Source organism: Schaalia sp. 19OD2882 (genome assembly GCF_018986735.1).
Classification (GTDB): domain Bacteria; phylum Actinomycetota; class Actinomycetes; order Actinomycetales; family Actinomycetaceae; genus Pauljensenia.
The window spans coordinates 1,310,977-1,330,793 of sequence record NZ_CP065521.1 but is presented as its reverse complement, the minus strand read 5'-3'; the positions used below and the strand labels follow the sequence as shown (position 1 = coordinate 1,330,793).

19 protein-coding genes and 1 riboswitch are annotated in these 19,817 nt (G+C 68.4%); of the genes, 18 read left to right on the top strand and 1 reads right to left on the bottom strand.

What is annotated here, in order from left to right; all coding sequences use genetic code 11:
* The first annotated feature begins 55 nt into the window (after positions 1–55).
* The 18 genes from mihF (at position 56) to lnt (ending at position 19,148) form a co-directional block, all read left to right on the top strand.
* Positions 56–367 (top strand): integration host factor, actinobacterial type, encoded by a 312-nt coding sequence (gene mihF, locus I6B53_RS05885; protein ID WP_216763306.1) that lies wholly within the window; start codon positions 56–58, stop codon positions 365–367.
* A 27-nt stretch (positions 368–394) separates the two neighbouring features.
* A complete protein-coding gene (gene gmk, locus I6B53_RS05880; protein ID WP_216763305.1) occupies positions 395–952 on the top strand; it encodes a guanylate kinase in 558 nt (185 codons plus the stop codon).
* A gap of 63 nt (positions 953–1,015) precedes the next feature.
* Positions 1,016–1,282, top strand: a complete 267-nt coding sequence (rpoZ, locus tag I6B53_RS05875; RefSeq protein ID WP_216763304.1) for a DNA-directed RNA polymerase subunit omega — start codon at positions 1,016–1,018, stop codon at positions 1,280–1,282.
* A gap of 6 nt (positions 1,283–1,288) precedes the next feature.
* Positions 1,289–2,524, top strand: coding sequence for a bifunctional phosphopantothenoylcysteine decarboxylase/phosphopantothenate--cysteine ligase CoaBC (gene coaBC, locus I6B53_RS05870; protein ID WP_216763303.1), 1,236 nt, complete (start codon positions 1,289–1,291; stop codon positions 2,522–2,524).
* Positions 2,521–3,717: a methionine adenosyltransferase gene (metK, locus tag I6B53_RS05865; protein ID WP_216763302.1), complete on the top strand. Its 1,197-nt coding sequence runs from the start codon at positions 2,521–2,523 to the stop codon at positions 3,715–3,717. Before coaBC ends, metK begins: the two co-directional genes overlap by 4 nt.
* Complete coding sequence (locus tag I6B53_RS05860; protein ID WP_216763301.1) at positions 3,714–4,334, top strand: vitamin K epoxide reductase family protein; 621 nt, start codon at positions 3,714–3,716, stop codon at positions 4,332–4,334. The genes metK and I6B53_RS05860 overlap by 4 nt, the downstream gene beginning before the upstream one ends.
* Positions 4,335–4,373: 39 nt before the next feature.
* Positions 4,374–6,344, top strand: coding sequence for a primosomal protein N' (locus tag I6B53_RS05855; protein ID WP_216763300.1), 1,971 nt, complete (start codon positions 4,374–4,376; stop codon positions 6,342–6,344).
* Positions 6,345–6,367: 23 nt separating this feature from the next.
* On the top strand, positions 6,368–7,321 hold the full coding sequence (locus I6B53_RS05850; protein WP_216763299.1) for a methionyl-tRNA formyltransferase: 954 nt from the start codon (positions 6,368–6,370) through the stop codon (positions 7,319–7,321).
* Positions 7,321–8,787: a transcription antitermination factor NusB gene (locus I6B53_RS05845; protein ID WP_216763298.1), complete on the top strand. Its 1,467-nt coding sequence runs from the start codon at positions 7,321–7,323 to the stop codon at positions 8,785–8,787. The genes I6B53_RS05850 and I6B53_RS05845 overlap by 1 nt, the downstream gene beginning before the upstream one ends.
* Before the next feature lie 24 nt (positions 8,788–8,811).
* On the top strand, positions 8,812–9,480 hold the full coding sequence (gene rpe, locus I6B53_RS05840) for a ribulose-phosphate 3-epimerase (protein WP_216763297.1): 669 nt from the start codon (positions 8,812–8,814) through the stop codon (positions 9,478–9,480).
* A gap of 41 nt (positions 9,481–9,521) precedes the next feature.
* Positions 9,522–9,643: riboswitch (FMN riboswitch) on the top strand.
* A 62-nt stretch (positions 9,644–9,705) separates the two neighbouring features.
* A complete protein-coding gene (locus tag I6B53_RS05835) occupies positions 9,706–10,494 on the top strand; it encodes an ABC transporter permease (RefSeq protein ID WP_216763296.1) in 789 nt (262 codons plus the stop codon).
* 2 nt (positions 10,495–10,496) lie between these two features.
* Complete coding sequence (locus I6B53_RS05830; protein WP_216763295.1) at positions 10,497–11,555, top strand: ABC transporter substrate-binding protein; 1,059 nt, start codon at positions 10,497–10,499, stop codon at positions 11,553–11,555.
* Between the two features lie 64 nt (positions 11,556–11,619).
* Positions 11,620–11,883: a phosphoribosyl-ATP diphosphatase gene (locus tag I6B53_RS05825; RefSeq protein WP_216763294.1), complete on the top strand. Its 264-nt coding sequence runs from the start codon at positions 11,620–11,622 to the stop codon at positions 11,881–11,883.
* Positions 11,884–11,902: 19 nt separating this feature from the next.
* On the top strand, positions 11,903–12,748 hold the full coding sequence (gene hisG / locus I6B53_RS05820) for an ATP phosphoribosyltransferase (RefSeq protein ID WP_216765369.1): 846 nt from the start codon (positions 11,903–11,905) through the stop codon (positions 12,746–12,748).
* Between the two features lie 71 nt (positions 12,749–12,819).
* Complete coding sequence (locus I6B53_RS05815; protein ID WP_216763293.1) at positions 12,820–13,773, top strand: YafY family protein; 954 nt, start codon at positions 12,820–12,822, stop codon at positions 13,771–13,773.
* A complete protein-coding gene (locus I6B53_RS05810) occupies positions 13,766–14,701 on the top strand; it encodes a YafY family protein (RefSeq protein ID WP_216763292.1) in 936 nt (311 codons plus the stop codon). Before I6B53_RS05815 ends, I6B53_RS05810 begins: the two co-directional genes overlap by 8 nt.
* Positions 14,698–17,445 (top strand): RNA helicase, encoded by a 2,748-nt coding sequence (locus tag I6B53_RS05805; RefSeq protein WP_216763291.1) that lies wholly within the window; start codon positions 14,698–14,700, stop codon positions 17,443–17,445. The genes I6B53_RS05810 and I6B53_RS05805 overlap by 4 nt, the downstream gene beginning before the upstream one ends.
* Before the next feature lie 50 nt (positions 17,446–17,495).
* Positions 17,496–19,148, top strand: coding sequence for an apolipoprotein N-acyltransferase (gene lnt, locus I6B53_RS05800; protein ID WP_216763290.1), 1,653 nt, complete (start codon positions 17,496–17,498; stop codon positions 19,146–19,148).
* A gap of 98 nt (positions 19,149–19,246) precedes the next feature.
* Here lnt and I6B53_RS05795 read toward each other — a convergent pair whose 3' ends face one another.
* Positions 19,247–19,612 carry an RNA polymerase-binding protein RbpA gene (locus I6B53_RS05795; RefSeq protein ID WP_216763289.1) on the bottom strand — a complete coding sequence of 122 codons (366 nt, stop codon included), beginning with the start codon at positions 19,610–19,612 and terminating at the stop codon, positions 19,247–19,249.
* Positions 19,613–19,817 lie beyond the last annotated feature (205 nt).

The window sequence follows — 19,817 nt, the reverse complement described above, 5'->3', positions numbered from 1 at the left end:
CGTCGTGGTGCAATGCTGAGTGAGACGTGACCAAGAACACGAGGAGGGAACTCCAATGGCACTTCCTGATCTGACCCCGCAAGAACGCGCAGCGGCACTGGAGAAGGCGACACGCGCACGTCGTCGTCGGGCAGAGGTCAAAGCGGCACTGAAGAACAAGGACCTCATGCTCTCCGACGTGCTCAAACTCGCCGAGGATGACGAGGCCTTGGCGAAGATGAAGGTCGTCTCCCTGCTCGAGTCCCTTCCCCGGGTCGGTGTGCACACCGCAGCCGTCATCATGGAAGAGGTCCGTATCGCGCCTTCACGGCGCGTACGCGGGCTCGGACCCGTCCAACGGGACGAACTCATTCGCCGTTTCGGCTGAGACGAGGCCCGATGGCAGGATGGGGCCATGACATCGCCCGTCCTGCTCGTCCTCGTCGGTCCCAGTGGAGTGGGAAAGGGAACCGTCGTACGGCGTCTGCGTGAGAAGCACCCGCAGATCGTCCTGTCGGTTTCCGCCACCACCCGTGCACCACGAGTCGGCGAGGTCGACGCAGTCCACTACCACTTCATCTCACCGCAGCGTTTCGACGCCCTCGTCACCGAGGGCGGAATGCTCGAATGGGCGCAGGTCTTCGGCCTCGACAAGTACGGAACTCCCCGCCAACCGGTCCTCGACGCCTTGGCGGAGGGACATCCCGTGATCCTCGAGATCGACCTGGAGGGCGCCCGGCAGGTGCGAGGCACCATGCCGGACGCCCTCTTCGTCTTCCTCGCCCCGCCCTCGCCCGAAGAACTGGAGCGTCGCTTGGTCGAGCGGGGAACCGAGGCCCCTGAGGCCATCGCCCGACGCCTGGCCACTGCGCGGACCGAGATGGCGTCCATGGGCGAATTCGACGCGGTTGTGACCAACGTCGACGTCGAACAGGCCGCGTCGGAACTGGCTCGACTCATGGGGCTGGAGTAGACTCGCCGGGTGGTCCGCCTCGCATCGGCGAGCGCGTGGACCCTCGGAACCAGGAGGAGTCGAATGTCCGGAATCGTCGCACAACCCGTGGGCATCACCTACCCGCCGATCGACGACCTGCTCAGCCGGGTCGACTCGAAGTACGCGTTGGTGATCTTCGCGGCACGTCGCGCCCGACAGATCAACTCCTACAATCTCCAGCTCGAGCAGAACATGATCCAGGTCGTGGGCCCCGTGGTCGAGGTCGAGCCGGATGAGAAGCCCTTGGCCATCGCCCTGCGCGAGATCGACGAGGGCATGCTCACCCTCGAGGCCAACCCCGACGCCTGAGGCCCCGTGTCCGCATCGGTCGTCCTCGGAGTCAGTGCGGGCATCGCCGCGTACAAGGCGGCCCACGTCCTGCGTCTCCTGGTCAAGGCCGGGATGGATGTGCACGTGGTGCCCACCCCTGCGAGCCTGTCCTTCGTCGGCGCCGCCACCTGGAGCGCCCTGTCGGGCAACCCCGTCCACACGGGGGTCTTCGACTCGGGTCTGGCGGACCACGTCGAGTTGGCGCGCACTGCCGACCTCGTCCTCGTCGTGCCCGCCACTGCGGACCTGGTCGCGCGGGTGCGCGCAGGCATGGCGGACGACCTGCTCACGACGACAATCCTTGCCGCCTCGTGCCCCGTCGTCCTTGCCCCCGCCATGCACACCCAAATGTGGGCCTCACCCGCAACTCGCGACAACATCACGACACTTCGCGCGCGAGGAATCCACGTCATCGACCCGGTCAGCGGGGACCTGAGTTCGGGGGACGCCGGAGTCGGACGCCTGCCGGAACCCGAGGACATCGTCGCCCAGGCGCTGCAGGTGCTCGACTCCGTCCCCGGTGGCACCCCTGCACAGGCGCAGGACATGCGGGGGCTGCGCGTCCTCGTCACCGCAGGCGGCACCCGCGAACCTCTGGACCCCGTCCGATTCATCGGCAACATCTCATCCGGACGCCAAGGTTGCGCGATCGCCCGCGCCGCCCGAGGGCGCGGAGCACAGGTGACCCTCATCGCCTCCAATGTGGACGGCGACCTGCTCCCCGCAGGAGTCGAGGTGGTCGATGCACCCACCGCAGCATCCGTGGACGAGGCCGTGCGCACCCGCCAGGGCGCGACGGACCTGCTCGTCATGAGCGCCGCAGTGGCGGACTTCCGCCCCGCCGTGGTCAGTCCCGACAAGATCAAGAAGGACCCGAACTCCCAAGGCGCCCCCGTCATCGCCCTGGAGCGCACCAGCGACGTGCTCGCACGTGTGTGCGCCGACGAGGTGCGTCCGCGGGTCGTCGTGGGATTCGCCGCCGAGACCGGTGATCTCGACGAGGTCCTTCGCCTCGGGCGCGACAAGGCCCTGCGCAAGGGAGCAGACCTGCTGGTCGTCAATCGTGTGGGTGGGGGACACGGCTTCGGGGACGTCCCCAACCACGTCCACGTCCTCGACCGTCAAGGGAATGTGCAGGTGGAGGCCTCCGGCACGAAGGACGACGTGGCCGAGGTCGTGCTCCGTGAGGCCCTCGAGGTGCTGGGTACGATGACACGGTGACCACGAACCGCCAGCTCTTCACCTCCGAGTCCGTCACCGAGGGCCACCCCGACAAGGTCTGCGACCGGATTTCGGATGCCATCCTCGATGCGATCCTCGAACAGGACCCCCACGCCCGTGTGGCCGTCGAAACCATGGTCACCACGGGGCTGGTGCACGTCGCCGGAGAGGTGACCACCGAGGGGTACGTGGAGATCCCACACATCGTCCGCTCGGAGATCTGCCGCATCGGGTACACCAGCTCGCGAGTGGGCTTTGACGGCGCTTCTTGCGGCGTGTCCGTCTCCTTGGGTGCGCAGAGCCCCGACATCGCGGGAGGGGTGGCCAGCTCCCTGGAGGCGCGCGGTGGGACCTCCGTCGATCCGCGCGACCGACAGGGCGCAGGGGACCAAGGCGTCATCTTCGGTTACGCGAGCAATGACACGCCCGATCTCATGCCGGCCCCCATCTGGCTGGCCCACCGGATGGCCAAGCGCCTGGCCCAGGTGCGCAGGGACGGGGAGTTCCTCGGATTGCGCCCGGACGGCAAGACCCAGGTGACATTGGGGTACGAGGGCGACCGGCCCGTCGGTGTCGAGACAGTGGTCGTCTCCAGCCAGCACGACGACGAGCTCCGTCAAGAAGATCTCCGAGCAGCCATCGGCGCCCTGGTCGTCGACCACGTGCTGGACGAGGCCGGCCTGGACCTGTCGCGTGAGAACATGCAGGTGCTCGTCAACCCTTCAGGTCGTTTCGTCCTCGGAGGGCCCGGCGGTGACGCCGGCCTGACGGGCCGAAAGGTCATCGTCGACACCTACGGGGGCATGGCGCGCCACGGAGGCGGCGCCTTCTCCGGCAAGGACCCCTCCAAGGTCGACCGCAGCGCCGCCTACGCGGCGCGGTGGGCCGCGAAGAACATCGTGGCAGCAGGCTTGGCCGACCGCTGCGAACTGCAGGTGGCCTACGCCATCGGACGCGCCCGGCCGGTGAGCGTCCTCGCCCAGACCTTCGGAACCGGCAGGGTCGACGACGCCCTCATCGCTCGCGTCGTGCAGGAGGTCTTCGACCTACGGCCCGCCGGCATGATCGAGGACCTGGACCTGTTGCGCCCGATCTACACGCAGACCTCCGCATACGGGCACTTCGGACGGGAGGGACTTCCGTGGGAACGTCTCGACAAGGTCGAACTCCTGCGAGCTGCGGTGGGCGCATGAGCGGGGAAGTGGAGGTGGACGAGATCGAGGATCGCGCACCCTTGGCATGGGTGAGGCGCACGAGCATCGAGATGATCCTCTCAGGCGTTGTGGGCCTGGTGGCCTCCTTCGTCTTGTCCATCGAGGCCTGGCAGCTGGCGATGGACGCGAACACGCGTTTCGGGTGTGACGTCTCAGCCGTCCTGTCCTGCTCCTCGGTCGCCCAGTCGTGGCAGGCACGAATCCTCGGATTCCCCAACGCCTTCCTGGGGATCCTCTTCGAGACGGCGGTCCTGTGCGTGTCGGTGGCGTTGATGGCCGGCGTGCGTTTCCCCCGTTGGTACATGCTCTGCGTCGAGGCCCTGTACACGGTGGGACTGGCCTTCGCCCTGTGGCTCTTCAGCCAGTCCTATGCCGTCCTGCACGTCCTGTGCCCGTGGTGCCTGCTCATCACGGTGACCACCACCCTGGTGTGGGCGGGCCTGACGCGCATCAACATACGTGAAGGGCATCTGCCGGCGCCTGCACTGTTGCGTTCGGCGGTGCGAAGCGGCGCCGACTGGGCACTCACCGGGTTCTTCCTCTTCGTGCTGGCCGCACTGGTCGGCGCCGCCTACGGGCCCGCGATGTTCGCCTGAACCCTCCCACATGTGGGTGGATCGTGGTCCACTGAAGACATGGATGTGGAGCAGGAAGCTTTGCCGGGCATGGCGGCACCGCCTCGACCGGAGGTCGAGATCGCGCACGTCCTCGTCGACGTCGACCTGCCGCACCTGGATCGCCCGCTGGACTACGTGGTGCCGGATGAGCTCGCAGATCGCGCCCACATCGGCCACAGCGTCGAAGTGCGCCTGGCCGGGCGCACACACGCCGGGTGGATCCTGGGGCGTTCCCGCGGGCGTCCCGAAATCGCCCTGCAGCCGATCCGGCGCGTGACCTCGACTGCGCCGGTCCTCGACAGGACCCTGGTCGCACTGGCGCGCATGGTTGCCGACCGCCATGTGGCCACCATGTCCCAAGTGCTCAGCCTTGCCGTGCCGCCACGACATGCACGTACCGAGAAGGCCGTCCTGGCCGAAGAACCGGCTCCGATGCCCCTGGCCCCGACACCCGTGGCCGAGGACGACCGCGTGGCGTGGGCGCACTGGAGTGGCGGTGAGGCGCTGGTGGCCCATTTGCACGCCGGAGAGTCCCCACGTGCGGTGTGGGGCGCCCTCGCGCCGACGCGCGAGAGGCAGCTCCGCGCCCTCGTGAGTGCGACGCTGGCCTCCGGACGCGCTTGCCTCGTCATCGAAGCCACCCTCGAGCGGGCGCGCGCCACTGCGCAGATGCTCGACGCGAGCCTCGGCGTCCCCGTTCGCCTCCAGTCAGGGGAGCTGGAGGCCCGGCAACGTCACCGCATCCACCTCGAAGGTCTGCTCGGTCGCCTGCATGTCGTGGTGGGAACCAGGTCGGCCGTGTGGACCCCCATGCCCGACCTGGGGTTGATCGTCGTCTGGGACGACGGGGACGACCGGTTGCGGGAGGTCCGTCACCCTCGCACCGATGCGCTCGAGGTCGCGATCCTGCGCTGCCATCAGCAGCGGTGTGCCTTGGTGACCGGAGGCTGGTCCCGGTCGGTAAGGGCCCAGGCGCTGGTGCGCTCCGGCTGGGCGGTGTCCGTCGACCCCGACCTGGCCACGCGGCGCGCGCTCGCACCCGTCGTGGACGTGCAGGACGAGGCCGACCTCGAACGCGAGGGACCGGCCGGTGCCAGCCGGGTCCCTCCCCAGGCCATGCGCCTGCTCCGCCACGCCCTGGACACTGGTCCGGTCCTCGTGCACGTGCCCTACGCCGGGTACGTTCCCGTCGTCAGCTGCGCAAGGTGCCGGCGAAGGGCACGGTGCACGCACTGCGCCGGCGCTCTGGCCTCCACGGCGCCCGAGCGCATCTCGTGCCGATTGTGCGGCGCCGACGCCTCGTCCTGGCGCTGCGACCAATGCCATGGAACCGAGCTGGTCCAAGGACGCGTCGGCTCACAGCGCATGGGAGAAGAACTCGGACGCGCATTCCCGGGAGTGCCCCTGCTCGTCGTCTCCGGCGGCCAGGACACCCCTCGGCACGTCGAGGCCTCCCCACGCATCGTCGTGGCCACTGCGGGCAGCGAACCCACGTGCGAAGGCGGATACGCGGCCGCCCTCGTCCTCGATGCCCGTGCGATCGCCGGACGTCCCGAACTGTGGGCGCCCGAAGAAGCACTGCGACGATGGTTCACCGTCCTCGCCCTCGTACGCCCCACAGGTCGAGCCCTCGTCGTCGGGGGAGTGGAACCCGCCCTGCGTCAGGCACTGCGCCGTTGGGACCCCGTGGACTTCGCCGAACGAGCCCTTGACGAGCGTGAGGCTCTCGGCTTCTTCCCGGCGGCCACCCTGGTGGCTCTCGACGGGCCCGCCAAGGACGTGCGCGCCGTCCTGGACGAGGCCGAGGGTGAGGTCCTGGGCATCCTTCCACGTCCCGGTGAAATGGGTGGCAACGTCCGTGGGCTCCTGCGCCTGACCCGTTCCGACGCGGCCGCGGGTCTTGCCAGGCTCCGCGCCATCCAGCAGACTCGTTCGGCCCGGCGCCTGACGCCAGTGGGCATCGACGTCAACCCTCCGGAATTGTTCTGACCCGCTCTGGCTAGACTTGTCGGGTGCGCATCGTCTTTGCTGGAACACCCGAGGCCGCTGTCCCCACCCTGGAGGCGCTGCTCTCCTCCCGACACACGGTTTCCGGGGTCATCACCCGCCCGCCGGCGCGAGCCGGTCGAGGACGTGTCCTCGTACCCTCACCCGTGGCCGAAGTGGCCCGTGCGGCCGACGTCCCGTTGTTGGAGGCCTCCCACCTTCGCAGCCCGGAAGCCGCCGAGTTCGTCGAGGGCGCCGGGGCTGACCTGGGGGTCGTCGTCGCCTACGGCGGGCTGGTTCCCACGCGGATCCTGGAGGCGCCGCGACTCGGATGGATCAACCTGCACTTCTCGGACCTCCCACGTTGGCGCGGCGCCGCCCCCGTCCAGTGGGCCATCCGGGAGGGGGACTCCGCCACCGCCTCCTGCGTCTTCCAACTGGAGGAGGGCCTGGACACCGGGCCGGTCTTCTCCCGGATCCGTACCCCGATCGGCCGCGAGGACGCCGGGGAATTGCTGTCACGCATGTCCAGGGAGGGAGCCACCCAGGTCCTCGACGTCGTCGAGGACCTGGAGCAGGGCACGGCCCTGGCCGTCGCCCAGGACCCCTTTGCCGAAGTGACCAGGGCACGCATGCTCACCCACGAGGACGGCTTCATCGACTTCACCGAGGACGCCGACCACGTGGACCGGGTCATCCGTTCCGTCACCCCCAATCCGGGGGCGTGGACGCGCCTTCCGGACGGGCGTCGCATGAAACTCCGGGCGGTCACCCCGCTGGCGCAGGACACCCCGGGACCGGGGCTCCTCCTCGTCTCCAAGAACGACGTGCTCGTCGGATGCGCCCAGGGGTGCGTGCGCCTGGGCGAAGTGGCCCCCGCAGGCAAGTCCTGGATGGGGGCGGCCGCATGGGCGCGCGGGTCGCGACCCGGCCCCGAGGACCGACTCGGAGCGCGCACGGACGAGGAAGGTCGTATCTGATGGCCACCACAGGCCACTCGCAGGGCTATCGACGCATCGGCCAGGCCGACCACCCCAGGCGCCTGGCCCACCGGGTGCTCACAGAGGTCCTCCGCGAAGGGGCGTTCGCGAACATCGCCCTTCCCCGCGCCCTGCGTCAGGCCCGCGCAGAGGGGCTTCTCGACGCCCGTGACGCCGCCTTCGTCTCCGAACTGGTCTACGGCACACTTCGCGGCCTCGGGCGGCTCGACTGGACTCTCGCACGCCACGTCTCACGTCCACTGGCCGAATTGGACCCCACGGTCGTGGACCTGCTGCGAATGGGGGCGCACCAAGTGCTCGACATGCGGGTGCCCGACCACGCGGCCGTCTCCGCCACCGTGGACCTTGCCCGTGAATGCGTCACCGACGGACCCGCCAAGTTCGTCAACGCCGTGCTGCGCTCCCTCACCCGCGAGGACGAGTCCACGCGGGTGGCCGACATGGCTGCCATCGAAGCGCGCTTTGCCCGCCTCGCCGTCAAGCACTCGCACCCGCAGTGGATGGTCGAGGCATTCGAGGAGGCCCTGCGCCGCCACAGCGGCGCAGCGGACGAACTCGAAGACCTTCTGGCCGCCGACAACGAGGCGCCGCTGGTCACGCTGGTCGCCCGCCCCGGCCTCGTCGACGTGGCGGACTTGGCAGACGAGGCCGCAGACCTCCTGGGCACCCGAGTGGCCCCCGGCGCGCTCAGCGAATACGCGGTCCTCATGGAGTCGGGCGACCCCGCCTCCCTGCCATCGGTGCGCGCAGGCCTGGCAGGAGCCCAGGACGAAGGCAGCCAAGTGGCGGCCATGATCGCTGCAGGCGCCCCCGTGGAGGGACAGGACCGCCTGTGGTTGGACCTGTGCGCCGGTCCCGGAGGCAAAGCGGCCCTGCTCGCCGCGCTGGCGGCCCCCAAGGGAGCAAGTCTGGTCGCCAACGAAGTGCACCCGCACCGCGCCCGACTGGTCGAGCGGGCCACCCGCGCCCTCGACAACGTCAACGTCATCTGCGCAGACGGCCGACGCCTGGGCGGGCCGGGAACCGCATGGCCCCTCGGCTCCTTCGACAGGGTCGTCGTCGACGCCCCCTGCTCGGGCATGGGCTCCATGCGGCGTCGGCCCGAGTCACGGTGGCGCAGACGCCCGGAGGACCTCGACGACCTGCTGGCCCTCCAGGCCGATCTGCTGCGCCGGGGACTTGCCCTGACCCGACCCGGCGGCGTCCTGACCTACGTCACGTGTTCGCCGCACGTGGCCGAGACCCTCGACCAGGTGGCGGCGCTCCTGGACGAGGGCGGCACGCAACTGCTCGACACGGCCGCCATCGCCCGAACCGTCGCCGTCGACGAGGCCCCCGAGATCGTGGGGACCGAAGGTCCCGGCGGGGTGGGAACCACCGTGCAACTGTGGGAACACAGGCACGGCAGCGACCTCATGTTCATCGCATGTCTGCGCAGACGGTGAGTGCGCACCGATACCCTTGTGCGCATGGAACCCACGATCTCCCCCTCGATCCTCAACTGCGACATCGGTGACCTGCGCGGGCAACTTGAGCTGATCCGCAGCGCGGACATCGCCCACGTCGACGTCATGGACAACCATTTCGTCCCCAACCTGTCGTGGGGTCTGCCCGTGGTCGAGTCAGTCGTCAACTCCGCCGTCCTGCCGGTGGACGCGCACCTGATGATCGAGGACCCGGACCGGTGGGCCCCCGGATACGCCGAGGTCGGCTGCCACTCTGTGACCTTCCACGTCGAAGCGGCCACCGCACCGGTGCGCCTGGCCCGCGAATTGCACCGATTGGGCTCCAAGGTGGGACTGGCCCTGCGCCCCGCCACCGACATCACGCCCTTCGTCGACATCCTCTGCGAATTCGACATGATCCTCGTGATGACGGTCGAACCCGGCTTCGGCGGACAGTCCTTCATCGAGTCGATGATTCCGAAGATCCGGCGCACCCGTGAGGCGATCCGCACAGCCGACCTGCCGGTGTCCATCCAGGTCGACGGCGGGGTTTCGCGGGCCACCATCGAGATGGCCGCCGAGGCCGGCGCCGACAACTTCGTCGCCGGGTCAGCCGTCTTCAAGGCCGAGGACGCCGCCTCGGAGATCGACCTGCTGCGCTCCCTGGCGGCCGCCCACTGCCACGCGCACTGACCGCACCTGCCACGTCGGGCCCGCGCATGGCACAATGGCCCCACGTGCTCCGGGGTCGGTGAGAGTCCGAACCGGCGGTGACAGTCCGCGACCCGCCTGACAGGCGGTTGAACCGGTGGGATTCCGGTACCGACGGTGAAAGTCCGGATGGGAGGAGTACGCGGCCTCGCGCACCGTCGTGTGCGCACACGCCCGTGCACCCCGGACGCCGGGAAGGACGTCGACATGACGCGTGCACGGGCTGACGAGCCGGGGCTGGGCATCATCGCTCCGCTCCTGCTGCTCCTCGTCCTCGTCCTCGGCTGGTGGGCAACCACCTCCTTCACCGGCGTCGAAGCATGGCGACTGCCCTCACCGGGCGCAGTCGCCGTGCGGGGTGTCGACTTGTTGTCCCAGGCATGGATGTGGCAACGCATCGGAGTGACCGCAGGGGAGGCCCTACTCGGGTGCATCCTCGGCGTCGCCGCCGCACTGCCACTGAGCTGGCTGATCCATCGCTCCCGTGTGGTGGCTGCCGCAGTCGAGCCCTTCCTCGGCGCGACGCAGGCGCTGCCCGCCATCGCCCTGGCCCCACTGCTGGTCCTGTGGATCGGCTACGGGACATGGGCAATCGCCGCCCTGTGCGCCCTCATGGTCTTCTTCCCGATCCTCGTGTCCACGGTCCTCGGACTGCGGCACCTGGATCCTGAGGTCATGGAGGCCGCCGAATTGGACGGCGCCCAGGGATGGACCCTCGTGTGGCGGATGGAGGCACCCCTGGCGGCGCCCTCCATTCTGGCCGGTCTTCGCACAGGTTTCACCCTGTCGGTGACCGGTGCGGTGGTCGGGGAGATGGTGATGGGCGGCGAAGGACTGGGACAGGTCCTGGTCCAGGCCCGGACAAGCGTCGACACCGCGTCCATGTTCGTGACGATCCTGGTCCTGTGTGCGATGGCGACAAGCGTGTTCGTCATGGTCAGGCAGGTCGAACGCCGAGCACGCACCGACCTGCGCCCCAGCAAGAACAGGAGTTGATCGTGTCTCCACGACCTCGCCCCCACGTCCTCGTCCTCCTCGCGTCCACCCTCGCTCTGCTTCTGAGTGCCTGCACCGCTTCGGCCCCCACCGGGCAGCAGTCGGCTTCCCCCTCCGCAGGCGAAGCCGCTCCGAGCGGTGGCGGAGCCCAGGGGTCGGTGACACTTGGCCTGACCTACGTGCCCAATGTGCAATTCGCACCCGTGTACCTCGCGGAGGACAGGGGCCTGTACGCATCGACAGGGACGCAGGTCAGGGTCAGGCACCACGGGGCCGACGAAGGCCTGTTCACCGCCTTGGTCTCCGGCCAGGAGGACCTCGTCCTGGCCTCGGGCGACGAGGTCCTGCAGGCCCGGGACTCCGAGCTTGACCTGGTCTCGGTGGGCGCCTACTACCACTCCCACCCGGCCCGCGTCATCGTCAAGGCGGACTCGGCCATCAAGGAATTGAGCGACCTCAAGGGCAAACGCATCGGCGTACCGGGGGAGTACGGTTCCAACTGGTACTACTTGCTGGCCGTCCTCAAGAGTCTCGACCTTGATTCCAGCGACGTCCAGGTGGTCTCCATCGGGTACACCCAACAGGCGGCCCTCACCCAGGGTCAGGTGGACGCCGTCATCGGCTTCGTCAACAATGACCTCGTCCAACTCGAACGTTCCGGAATGACCGTACGGACTCTCGGTCCCGACCAGAACACCGTGCCTCTGGTCTCCGCATCCCTGGTCACCACTCGCTCCTTCGCCGAGGCTCACCCGGACCTGGTCCGATCGGTCGTGTCGGCCACCCGTGGCGGCGTCGAGGTGGCGCTCGCCGACCCCGAGGCGGTCCTGGCGGCCACGACCACACGTGACCCGTCGCTGACGGGCGCGGCAGCGCAGTCGGCTGCCGCCGTGTGGGAGGCCACGGCGAAGCTCCTCGTCACCGCCGACGGTGCAGTGAGCGCCACCCAGGACCTGGACACGTGGAAGGCCATGGCCGTCTTCTTCGGCACGGTCCCCGACATGCTCCATTCAGGACCGGATCTCAAGGCGTCCGTGACCAACGAGTACGCGACCGAGTGAAGCGCCACGTCCGCGAGACGGGCGAGGGCGGGTGGTGGCCGTGACGCGCGCTAGTGTGAAGCGCGTGAGCAGATTCGAAGAACTCTTCCAGGAACTGTCCGAGAAGGCCGTCACCCGCCCCGAAGGCTCGGGCACGGTGGCCGAACTCGACAAGGGCGTCCACTTCATCGGCAAGAAGATCGTCGAAGAGGCCGCAGAAGTGTGGATGGCCGCCCGCTACGAGAGCGAGGACGACCTGGCGCTGGAGATCTCCCAACTGCTCTACCACGCGCAGGTGATGATGGTGGCCAAGGGCCTCACCCTGGACGACGTCTACCGGAAACTCTGAAGGGGTCGTGATGGAGGACATGCTGCGCCTTGCACTGCCCAACAAGGGCTCTCTGTCGGAACCGGCCATCGACCTTCTGACCGAAGCCGGCTACCGGACCCGACGTCGGGGCCGCGAACTGGTGCTCACCGACCACGAGAACCACGTCGAACTCTTCTTCCTGCGGCCCCGCGACATCGCCGTGTACGTGGGACGTGGGTCGATCCACGCCGGCATCACCGGCCGCGACCTGCTGCTCGACTCCGGTGCGGGGGCCGTCGAGCACAAGGCCCTGGGCTTTGCCCGATCGACCTTCCGTTTCGCGGCGCCCATCGGCACGATCTCGAGCATCGAGCAGATCGCCGGCAAGCGTGTCGCCGCCTCCTACGACCACCTCGTTCGCGAGTACCTCACCTCCCGTGGCATCGAGGCCGAGGTCGTCCACCTGGACGGGGCAGTGGAGTCCTCGGTGCGCCTGGGGGTTGCCGACCTCATTGCCGATGTGGTCGAAACCGGCTCCACCTTGAAGGCGGCCGGCCTGGAGGTGTTCGGCGAAGCGATCCTGAGCTCCGAGGCGGTTCTCATCACGCGTGAGGAACTGCGCGAGGACCCTCGACTGGCGACCTTGGACCGCCGGCTCGAAGGAGTTCGTGTGGCGCGCTCCTATGTGCTCGTCGACTACAACGTGCGTGAGGTCGACCTGGAGGCGACCGTGGCCATCACCCCCGGATTCGATTCCCCGACGATCTCGCCGCTTTTGAACACGGAGTGGATCGCCGTGCGCGCCATGGTCCCGGCCGAGGGCGTCAACGGCGTCATGGATCGGCTCCACGACCAGGGCGCCCGAGGGATCATCGTCACGCATCTTGCCGCCTCAAGACTCTGAACGGCCACAGCGCCGCGTCCGGCCGGGTGTCGCCGGAGCAGCCCGGAGCCCCCTTCGTTAGAGTGGGGCGCGTGGCCAAGGACATTCCGACCAGTACGCGCGTCCTGGAGCTCTTCTTCGAGCTCCTCGCACATCCGCGAGGGTCGACCCGCAACCGCGTGAGGGCACTGCGCGGCTACGCGACCATGTCCGAGGACAACTTCGAGGCCCATTTCGAACGTGACAAGTCGCATTTGCGGGAGGCCGGTGTCCTCGTCGAGGTCCTGACCACCCGCTCCGGCCAGGCGCGCTACCGGATCGCCGAGTCCTCGTTCGCGGCCCCCGTGGAGGCACTGTCGGAGCAGGACGTGCGCTTGGTCAGCTCCGCGATCCACACGTGGAAGGGCTCTGATCGGACCAGCGGCCTCGTGGCCCCCAAGGTGCTGGCCTCCACCGACTCCGACGCCTGGCGATCCTTGGCGACCCCGCGCCTGGAACTGTCGGGGGCGCAGACCGTTGCCGAGCTCGCCGACCACATCCGCCGGCGCAATGTCGTGTGCTTCGACTACCCCTCCAGCCAAGGCGTGTGGGAACGCAGCGTTGAACCGTGGAGGATCGTCCTGCGTGGGGCGGCGCTGTACCTGTGGGGCAAAGACCTGGACCGACAGGCCCCGAGACTGTTCCGCCTGGATCGCATCCGCTCGCGCGTCACCGTCATCGGCCAACCCGGGGATGCCGGGCCCGTGCCCGCCGACCTGCCCGAGCCCTTCGACAACTTCCTCCTGCGCCCGTTGCTGGCCATCCGGCAAGGGGCGGCGGTGCCGCTCGACGTGGTCGACGAGGGTGATGCGCAAGCCGAGTGCGCATGCGCGCTGCCTTCCGGCTGGGTCCTGCGACGCGGGATCGAGGCCGAGGTCGGGGCGTGGATGGAGTGGATCCTCACCCACGGCGAGGACGTCGTCCCCATTGAACCCCTCTTCCTGCGCGAGGGCCTTGTCCACCGTCTTGAGGCGGCATCGGCCAGAGCGGAGGCGCTCAATGCCTGAGTCGACCGCACAGGCCCTTGCGCGCCACCTGTCGATGGTGCCATGGCTGCTCACCCATCCGGGTATTTCACTGGGGGAGGCAGCCGCCCACTTCGGACGCACCCGCAGACAGATGGAACGTGACGTCCTGGCCATTGCCGAGGTCGGCGACTCCCGCACTGGCGAGACGGTCGAATTCGACTGGGACCTGTGGGAGGAGGAACGCCGGATACTCGTGCGTCGAAGTTACGGACTCGATCTGCCTCCCCGCCTCACCGATGCCGAGGCAAGTGCGATCCTCGTCGGCCTCGCTGCCATCGCACCCGGACTGGACGACAGGCTCCGCGCCCGCATACCTCAAGTCGCACTGGCCGTGCGCGCACTGGCAGGTGGCACCCAGGAGGATCCCTTGGTGGTCTCCGGACAGAAGGCGGCCCCCGGCCTCGCCGCCATTGGAGCCGCCCTGGAGGCAGGCGAGTCCGTGTCCTTCGAGTACGTGAACGCCGCGGGCAAGCGCTCCACACGCCATGTCGACCCCGAAGGGGTCCGCCTGACCCCCAGCGGGTGGATGCTGCACGGCTGGTGTCGCGCGGCGGCGGGCCTTCGTCGATTCCGGCTGGATCGTGTCGAGAACCTCCGGCGGGACGGACCTGCCGAGTCCCACGAAGCCCTGCAGGAGACGCAGGGGAGCGGACCGGAGATGCTCCGCCTCACCGTTGACCTCGGCGCACGTTGGCTCGCCGACGTCTTCGATGCGACGCTGGTGGCCGAGGACCACGAGTCGGTGACGGTCGAACTGCCTGTGTGGGACGAGGCCTGGGTCAGCGCTCTCGTCATCGACCTCGTCCCCCACCTTCGTCATTGCGAGGACAGGTGGCATCGGGTCGCCGCACGCAGGGCCGCCGTCATCCGTGACGCGTGGGCGCCCGTCCTGGAGGCAGTGCGATGACCCCTGCACACAAGCGCCGCCGCGCGGCCACCGACGCGCCCCTGGACCCCACGGACATGGGCTCGTTGTCGGCCTCCCAGAGAATGCGGGCTTTCAAGGAGGACCAGCGAATCCAACGCTCCGAGCGTCAACGGTGGGTCGACTCCCTGCCGTGGCTGCCCGACGACTTCCAGATCGAAGCGATGGACGCTCTGGAGGCCGGCACTTCGCTTCTGGTGGCAGCCCCCACGGGAGCCGGCAAGACCGTGGTGGGGGAATTCGCCACCCACCTGGCCCTGTCCCGGGGTGGCCGCGCCTTCTACACCACTCCGATCAAGGCCCTGTCGAATCAGAAGTTCGCCGACCTGCGAAAGCGCTTCGGAGAGAACTCCGTGGGGTTGCTCACCGGTGACACGGCCATCAATGCCGACGCCCCGGTGGTGGTGATGACCACCGAGGTCCTGCGCAACATGATCTACGCGGGCGCTGACCTGACGGCCCTGACCCACGTGGTCCTGGACGAGGTCCACTACCTGGCGGACCGTTTCCGTGGCCCGGTGTGGGAGGAAGTCATCATCCACCTGCCCGCCCACGTGGACGTGGTCGCCCTGTCGGCCACCGTGTCCAATGCCGAGGAGTTCGGGGCGTGGATCGACGAGGTTCGCGGCTCTTGTTCGATCATCGTGTCCGAGAAGCGACCGGTTCCCCTCTACCAGCACATGATGGTGGGGGACAGGCTCTTCGACCTCTACGCACCCTCTCGCACGGATCAGGGGCCCAGTTCCCGCCTGAACCCGCACCTGTTGGCCGCAGTGTCGACAGTGGGCAGGGCAAGAGGGGCGCGCAACGCCGTGCGGGAGACGAGGGCCACGACCTTGCTCACCCTGGATCGGGCCGGCCTGCTTCCGGCCATTGTGTTCATCTTCTCGCGGCAGGGCTGCGAGGACGCCGTCCGGCAGGTGCTCGCCTCGGGAACGGTCCTCACCTCGCGCGCCGAGGGCGCCCGGATCCGCGCCATCGTCGACGAGGTCATCGCTTCCATCGACCCCCATGACCATGCGGCATTGAATCTGTCGACGTGGGCGCGCGCCCTCGAACGCGGCATCGCCGCCCACCACGCGGGGCTGCTGCCGGCGATGAAGGAGGCCGTCGAGCAGCTCTTCACTCGGGGGTTGGTCAAGGTCGTCTTCGCCACCGAGACCTTGGCACTGGGCATCAACATGCCGGCACGCACGGTGGTCATCGAAGCGCTGCGCAAGTGGAACGGAGCCACCCACGCGCCCTTGAGCGCGGGGGAGTACACGCAACTCTCGGGCCGGGCGGGGCGCCGGGGCATTGACGTCGAGGGTCATGCGGTGGTTCTCCACAAGGGAAGCGTCGCCCCCGAAGAGGTGGCGGCCCTCGCCTCCAGACGCACGTATCCGCTGGTCAGTGCATTTCGCCCCACCTACAACATGGTCGTGAACCTGCTTTCGCACTCCTCGCGGGCGGCCACCCGTGAGGTGCTCGAGACCTCCTTCGCCCAGTTCCAGGCCGATGGTGCCGTGGTCCACCTGGCCCGTCAGGCCCGCGAGGCCCAGGCCCGTCTGGCGGATCTCGACTCGCGTCTGGAGTGTGAGGCGGGGGATGCGCGGGAGTACTTCTGGCTGCGTGAAGAGCTTGCCCGTCTCCAGAAGGAGTCCCAACGTCAACGCCGCTTCGCCGGACGCGAAGAGGCGCGCCGCGCTCTGGCTTCGGTGCGTCCGGGTGACGTCGTTCGTTACCGAAGTGGACGGCGCATCAACCACGCCCTCGTCTGCGAGGTCGGCCGCACCGCACAGGACCGGGTGTCCGTACGCATTCTGGGCACGGACGGGCGATGGCACCATCTGGGCGCCGAGGACATCACGGGGTGGATGGGTGTCGTCGGTCGGATCCGCCTTCCCGGAGCGGCCGCAATTCGGCGTTCCCGGGAGCGGGCTGCCCTCGGTGACGAGCTGCGGATGCTCGTACGCTCCGGCACACTTGCGCCTTCCACGTCACCCGAGAGCGGCAGCGATGCGGAGGTTGAACTGCTCGCCACCCGGTTGCGCAACCATCCGGTGCACCGGTGTCCGGAAAGGGAGTCCCACGCGGGTGCGGGTCATGCCTGGGCGCGTCAGAAGCGCGAACTCGAGCACCTGCTCGGGGCCATTGACGGGCGGACGAACTCCGTGGCCAAGGAGTTCGACCGGGTGTGCGCAGTGCTCGATTCGCTGGGTTTCCTCGACGGAGAAGACGTCACCGACGCCGGAGAGATTCTCACCCATGTCTTCGGCGAACGGGACCTGGTCGTCGTCGAGGCACTGCGTGGCGGCGCCTTCGACGGGCTCGAGGCGGCGGACCTGGCGGCTCTGGCCTCCTGCTTCGTCCATGAGTCCCGTGGCGAGGTCGACCAGTCGGCGAGCGCTCCGAAGGGACTGAACCCGGCCCTTCGTCAGGCGTGGAGGCAGGCCCGGGCGGCATGGTCCCGCGTCACTGCTGCAGAGGCCGAAGCTCACTCCCAGCTTTCACCTCCACCGGAACACGGGCTCATGAATGCCACGGCCGCATGGGCCAGGGGTGCCTCCCTGACGACTGCGCTGGACGAGTGTGAGCTCCAAGGCGGCGACTTCGTCCGCTGGATGCGGCAGGTCATGGACCTGTTGGACCAACTTCGTCGCGTCGGGGACCCGGTACTGGCCGCCAGGACGCGCCAGGCGCGTGATCTTCTTGCCCGCGGGGTGGTGTCATGGTCGAAACTGTGAGTGTTCTCGGAAGCAGGGCCGGGGGAGGGGAGGGACCACGGCGAGGGGCGATGTCGCGCTTGCTCGTCGATGTCGTGCTGGTTGTCCTGGCCGGTGTCGGACTGTGGCTGTCGTTCCCCGCGTGGGACCTGTGGTGGCTGCTCGTGCCGTCGATGGCGCTGGTCATTTCCCGGGTGGACTGTTCCTCGCCTTCTCGCGCAGCGTTCCTTGCGATGGTCTTCGGCTGCGCGTTCTGGCTGCCGCACACCGACTGGTCGCTGCCGGCAACTGGGGGCTGGTTGCCGTGGGTGGCGCTTGCCGGAAGCCAAGTGGTGTTCCTGGCGCTGTGGGGAGCCGCGACGGCGTTGACCCGCGTGTGGCAGTGGAGTCGACATCCTCTGGGCGAGGCACTTGCGGTGGCCACCACGTGGGTGGCCGTCGAACAGGTGCGCTCGCACTTCCCGTGGTCGGGATTTCCGTGGGGCAACCTCGCCTACCCGCAGGTGGACGCGCCGATCGGTCGTCTGGCCGTTGTCGGTGGGGAAGTCTTGGTCTCCTTCCTCGTCGTCGTCGTGGCGGTGTTGGCGCGGCGGGCCTTGGCCATGCACGTCGGTTTGGAGCGGCCGGGCTGGTGGTCCCGGCCGTTGTGCCTGGTCGGCGCACTGGCCCTGTTCGTCACCCCGATCCTCATCCCGTTGTCCCAGTCCCAGGAGTCGGGCGCGTTGCGTGTGGGCATCGCCCAGGGCAACATCGAGTTGCCCGCCCTGCAGACCTACTCGGAGGAAGGCCGGGTCACCCGAAATCACGCCGACCAGATGCAGTCCCTCATCGACGAGGGCGCGCCGGTGGACCTGTACGTGTGGGGCGAAGCCTCTTTGGACCGCGACCCCAGGCGCAGCGCCGTCGTCGCGCACACGGTCAGTGACGTGGTGAATCGGGCCCAGGCCCCCACGATCGTCGGCTTCCCGGAGTACGGCGAGGACTTCCGCTACAACTGGATCGGCCTCTGGTATCCGGGCACGGGTCTGGACCCGACCTTCTACGGCAAGCAGATTCCGGTGCCCTTCGGTGAATTCATCCCTTTGCGTGACATCATTTCGCTTCTGGCCACTGAGGCCGCCCAGGTGTCGGTGGATCTTGCCCCGGTGGACAACATTGCGTTCATGCGGGTGCGTCTGGCAGATGGCCGTGATGTGCCTTTGGCCGTCGGCATCTGTTTCGAGGTGGCCTACGAGGACCTTCTGGCCGAGGGGGTCATGGCGGGCGGCCAGATGATCGTGGTGCCCACGAACAACTACCACTTCAGGGATCGCGCCGAGTCCGTCCAGCAGGCCCAGATCCTGCGTTTCAGGGCCATGGAGTTCTCCCGTTCGGCCGTCCAGGCCTCCACGACGGGGGTGTCGATGCTCGTACGCCCGGACGGGTCCGTCCAGGCGGTCAGCGGCACGATGCAGGCCGCGCATCTGGCGGGGGAGTTGCCCCTGCGCACGTCACTGACTCCGGCGGCGGTCCTCGGCCCCTGGCCGTCGTGGCTCGTCATGTGCGCCGGTGCTGTGCTTGTCCTTGCCTCGATGGCCCGTCTGGTCCAGGTGCGCTTCGAGGATCGCGCAGCGCGTGGGAGACGCTTTGCCGGGGCTGCGGGATCTGCGGGGCGTGGCGACAGAGGTTCCTCCCGGCGTTCCTCCGCTTCGACAGGGCGAGGATCGGTGCGCAGCGGGCAGTGAGCGGTGTCGAGGGTCAGTCGAAGAGGAAGGCCCTGCACCCGCACATTATGTCAGAACCCAGTGCCACCTCAGCAGCAGGGGGGGCGCAGAGGGGCGTTTCAGCCGCGACGGTAGGCGCCTTCGGGGCGCAGACGACCTTCGCGCAGCAGGGTGAGCTGCTCGGTGAGAACCTGGTCGAGTTCCTCCAGGGAGCGGCGTTCGCGCAGCATGTCCCAGTGGGTGCGCTGAGGCTTGACCGCCTTGGGTTCTTCCTCTTCAGGCGCATCACCGATGAGTTCGGCAGTCAGACCGCACTGGCATTCCCACGTGGCCGGCGCAACCGCCTCCGTGGACAGGGTGACCTCGAACTCGGTGCCATTCGGGCACAGGTACTTCACGGTGTAGCGCTCGGCAAAGACGACGCCTTCCTCGGACTCCATCGACTTCGCGCCGATCTGCATTCCTCGAAGTGCGCGATCCGCCATGGTTCCTCCTGGTCAGTCCTTCAGTGCAAGGCCCGGACAGTCTAGCTCAGTGTGAGCGCCCGGCGCGCGGCCACTCGCCTGTGAAGACGACGACCATCCAGTGGCGCTGGAACCGGCGTCATTCCGACCTCGACCCTTGTGTCCGATAATGCACATTATGTCATCTCCTGCTCCGGGGCGTGGAGCCGACCCAGACCCGCCATCC

Bases quoted from the DNA above. Each gene is read 5' to 3' on its own strand.
- I6B53_RS05810 (WP_216763292.1), top strand. From the start codon at position 13,766: ATGCCTGAGTCGACCGCACAGGCCCTTGCGCGCCACCTGTCGATGGTG.
- hisG (WP_216765369.1), top strand. From the start codon at position 11,903: ATGCTGCGCCTTGCACTGCCCAACAAGGGCTCTCTGTCGGAACCGGCC.
- I6B53_RS05845 (WP_216763298.1), top strand. From the start codon at position 7,321: ATGGCCACCACAGGCCACTCGCAGGGCTATCGACGCATCGGCCAGGCC.
- I6B53_RS05805 (WP_216763291.1), top strand. From the start codon at position 14,698: ATGACCCCTGCACACAAGCGCCGCCGCGCGGCCACCGACGCGCCCCTG.
- lnt (WP_216763290.1), top strand. From the start codon at position 17,496: ATGTCGCGCTTGCTCGTCGATGTCGTGCTGGTTGTCCTGGCCGGTGTC.
- I6B53_RS05860 (WP_216763301.1), top strand. From the start codon at position 3,714: ATGAGCGGGGAAGTGGAGGTGGACGAGATCGAGGATCGCGCACCCTTG.
- I6B53_RS05855 (WP_216763300.1), top strand. From the start codon at position 4,374: ATGGATGTGGAGCAGGAAGCTTTGCCGGGCATGGCGGCACCGCCTCGA.
- rpoZ (WP_216763304.1), top strand. From the start codon at position 1,016: ATGTCCGGAATCGTCGCACAACCCGTGGGCATCACCTACCCGCCGATC.
- I6B53_RS05835 (WP_216763296.1), top strand. From the start codon at position 9,706: ATGACGCGTGCACGGGCTGACGAGCCGGGGCTGGGCATCATCGCTCCG.
- gmk (WP_216763305.1), top strand. From the start codon at position 395: ATGACATCGCCCGTCCTGCTCGTCCTCGTCGGTCCCAGTGGAGTGGGA.
- mihF (WP_216763306.1), top strand. From the start codon at position 56: ATGGCACTTCCTGATCTGACCCCGCAAGAACGCGCAGCGGCACTGGAG.
- I6B53_RS05795 (WP_216763289.1), bottom strand. From the start codon at position 19,612: ATGGCGGATCGCGCACTTCGAGGAATGCAGATCGGCGCGAAGTCGATG.
- rpe (WP_216763297.1), top strand. From the start codon at position 8,812: ATGGAACCCACGATCTCCCCCTCGATCCTCAACTGCGACATCGGTGAC.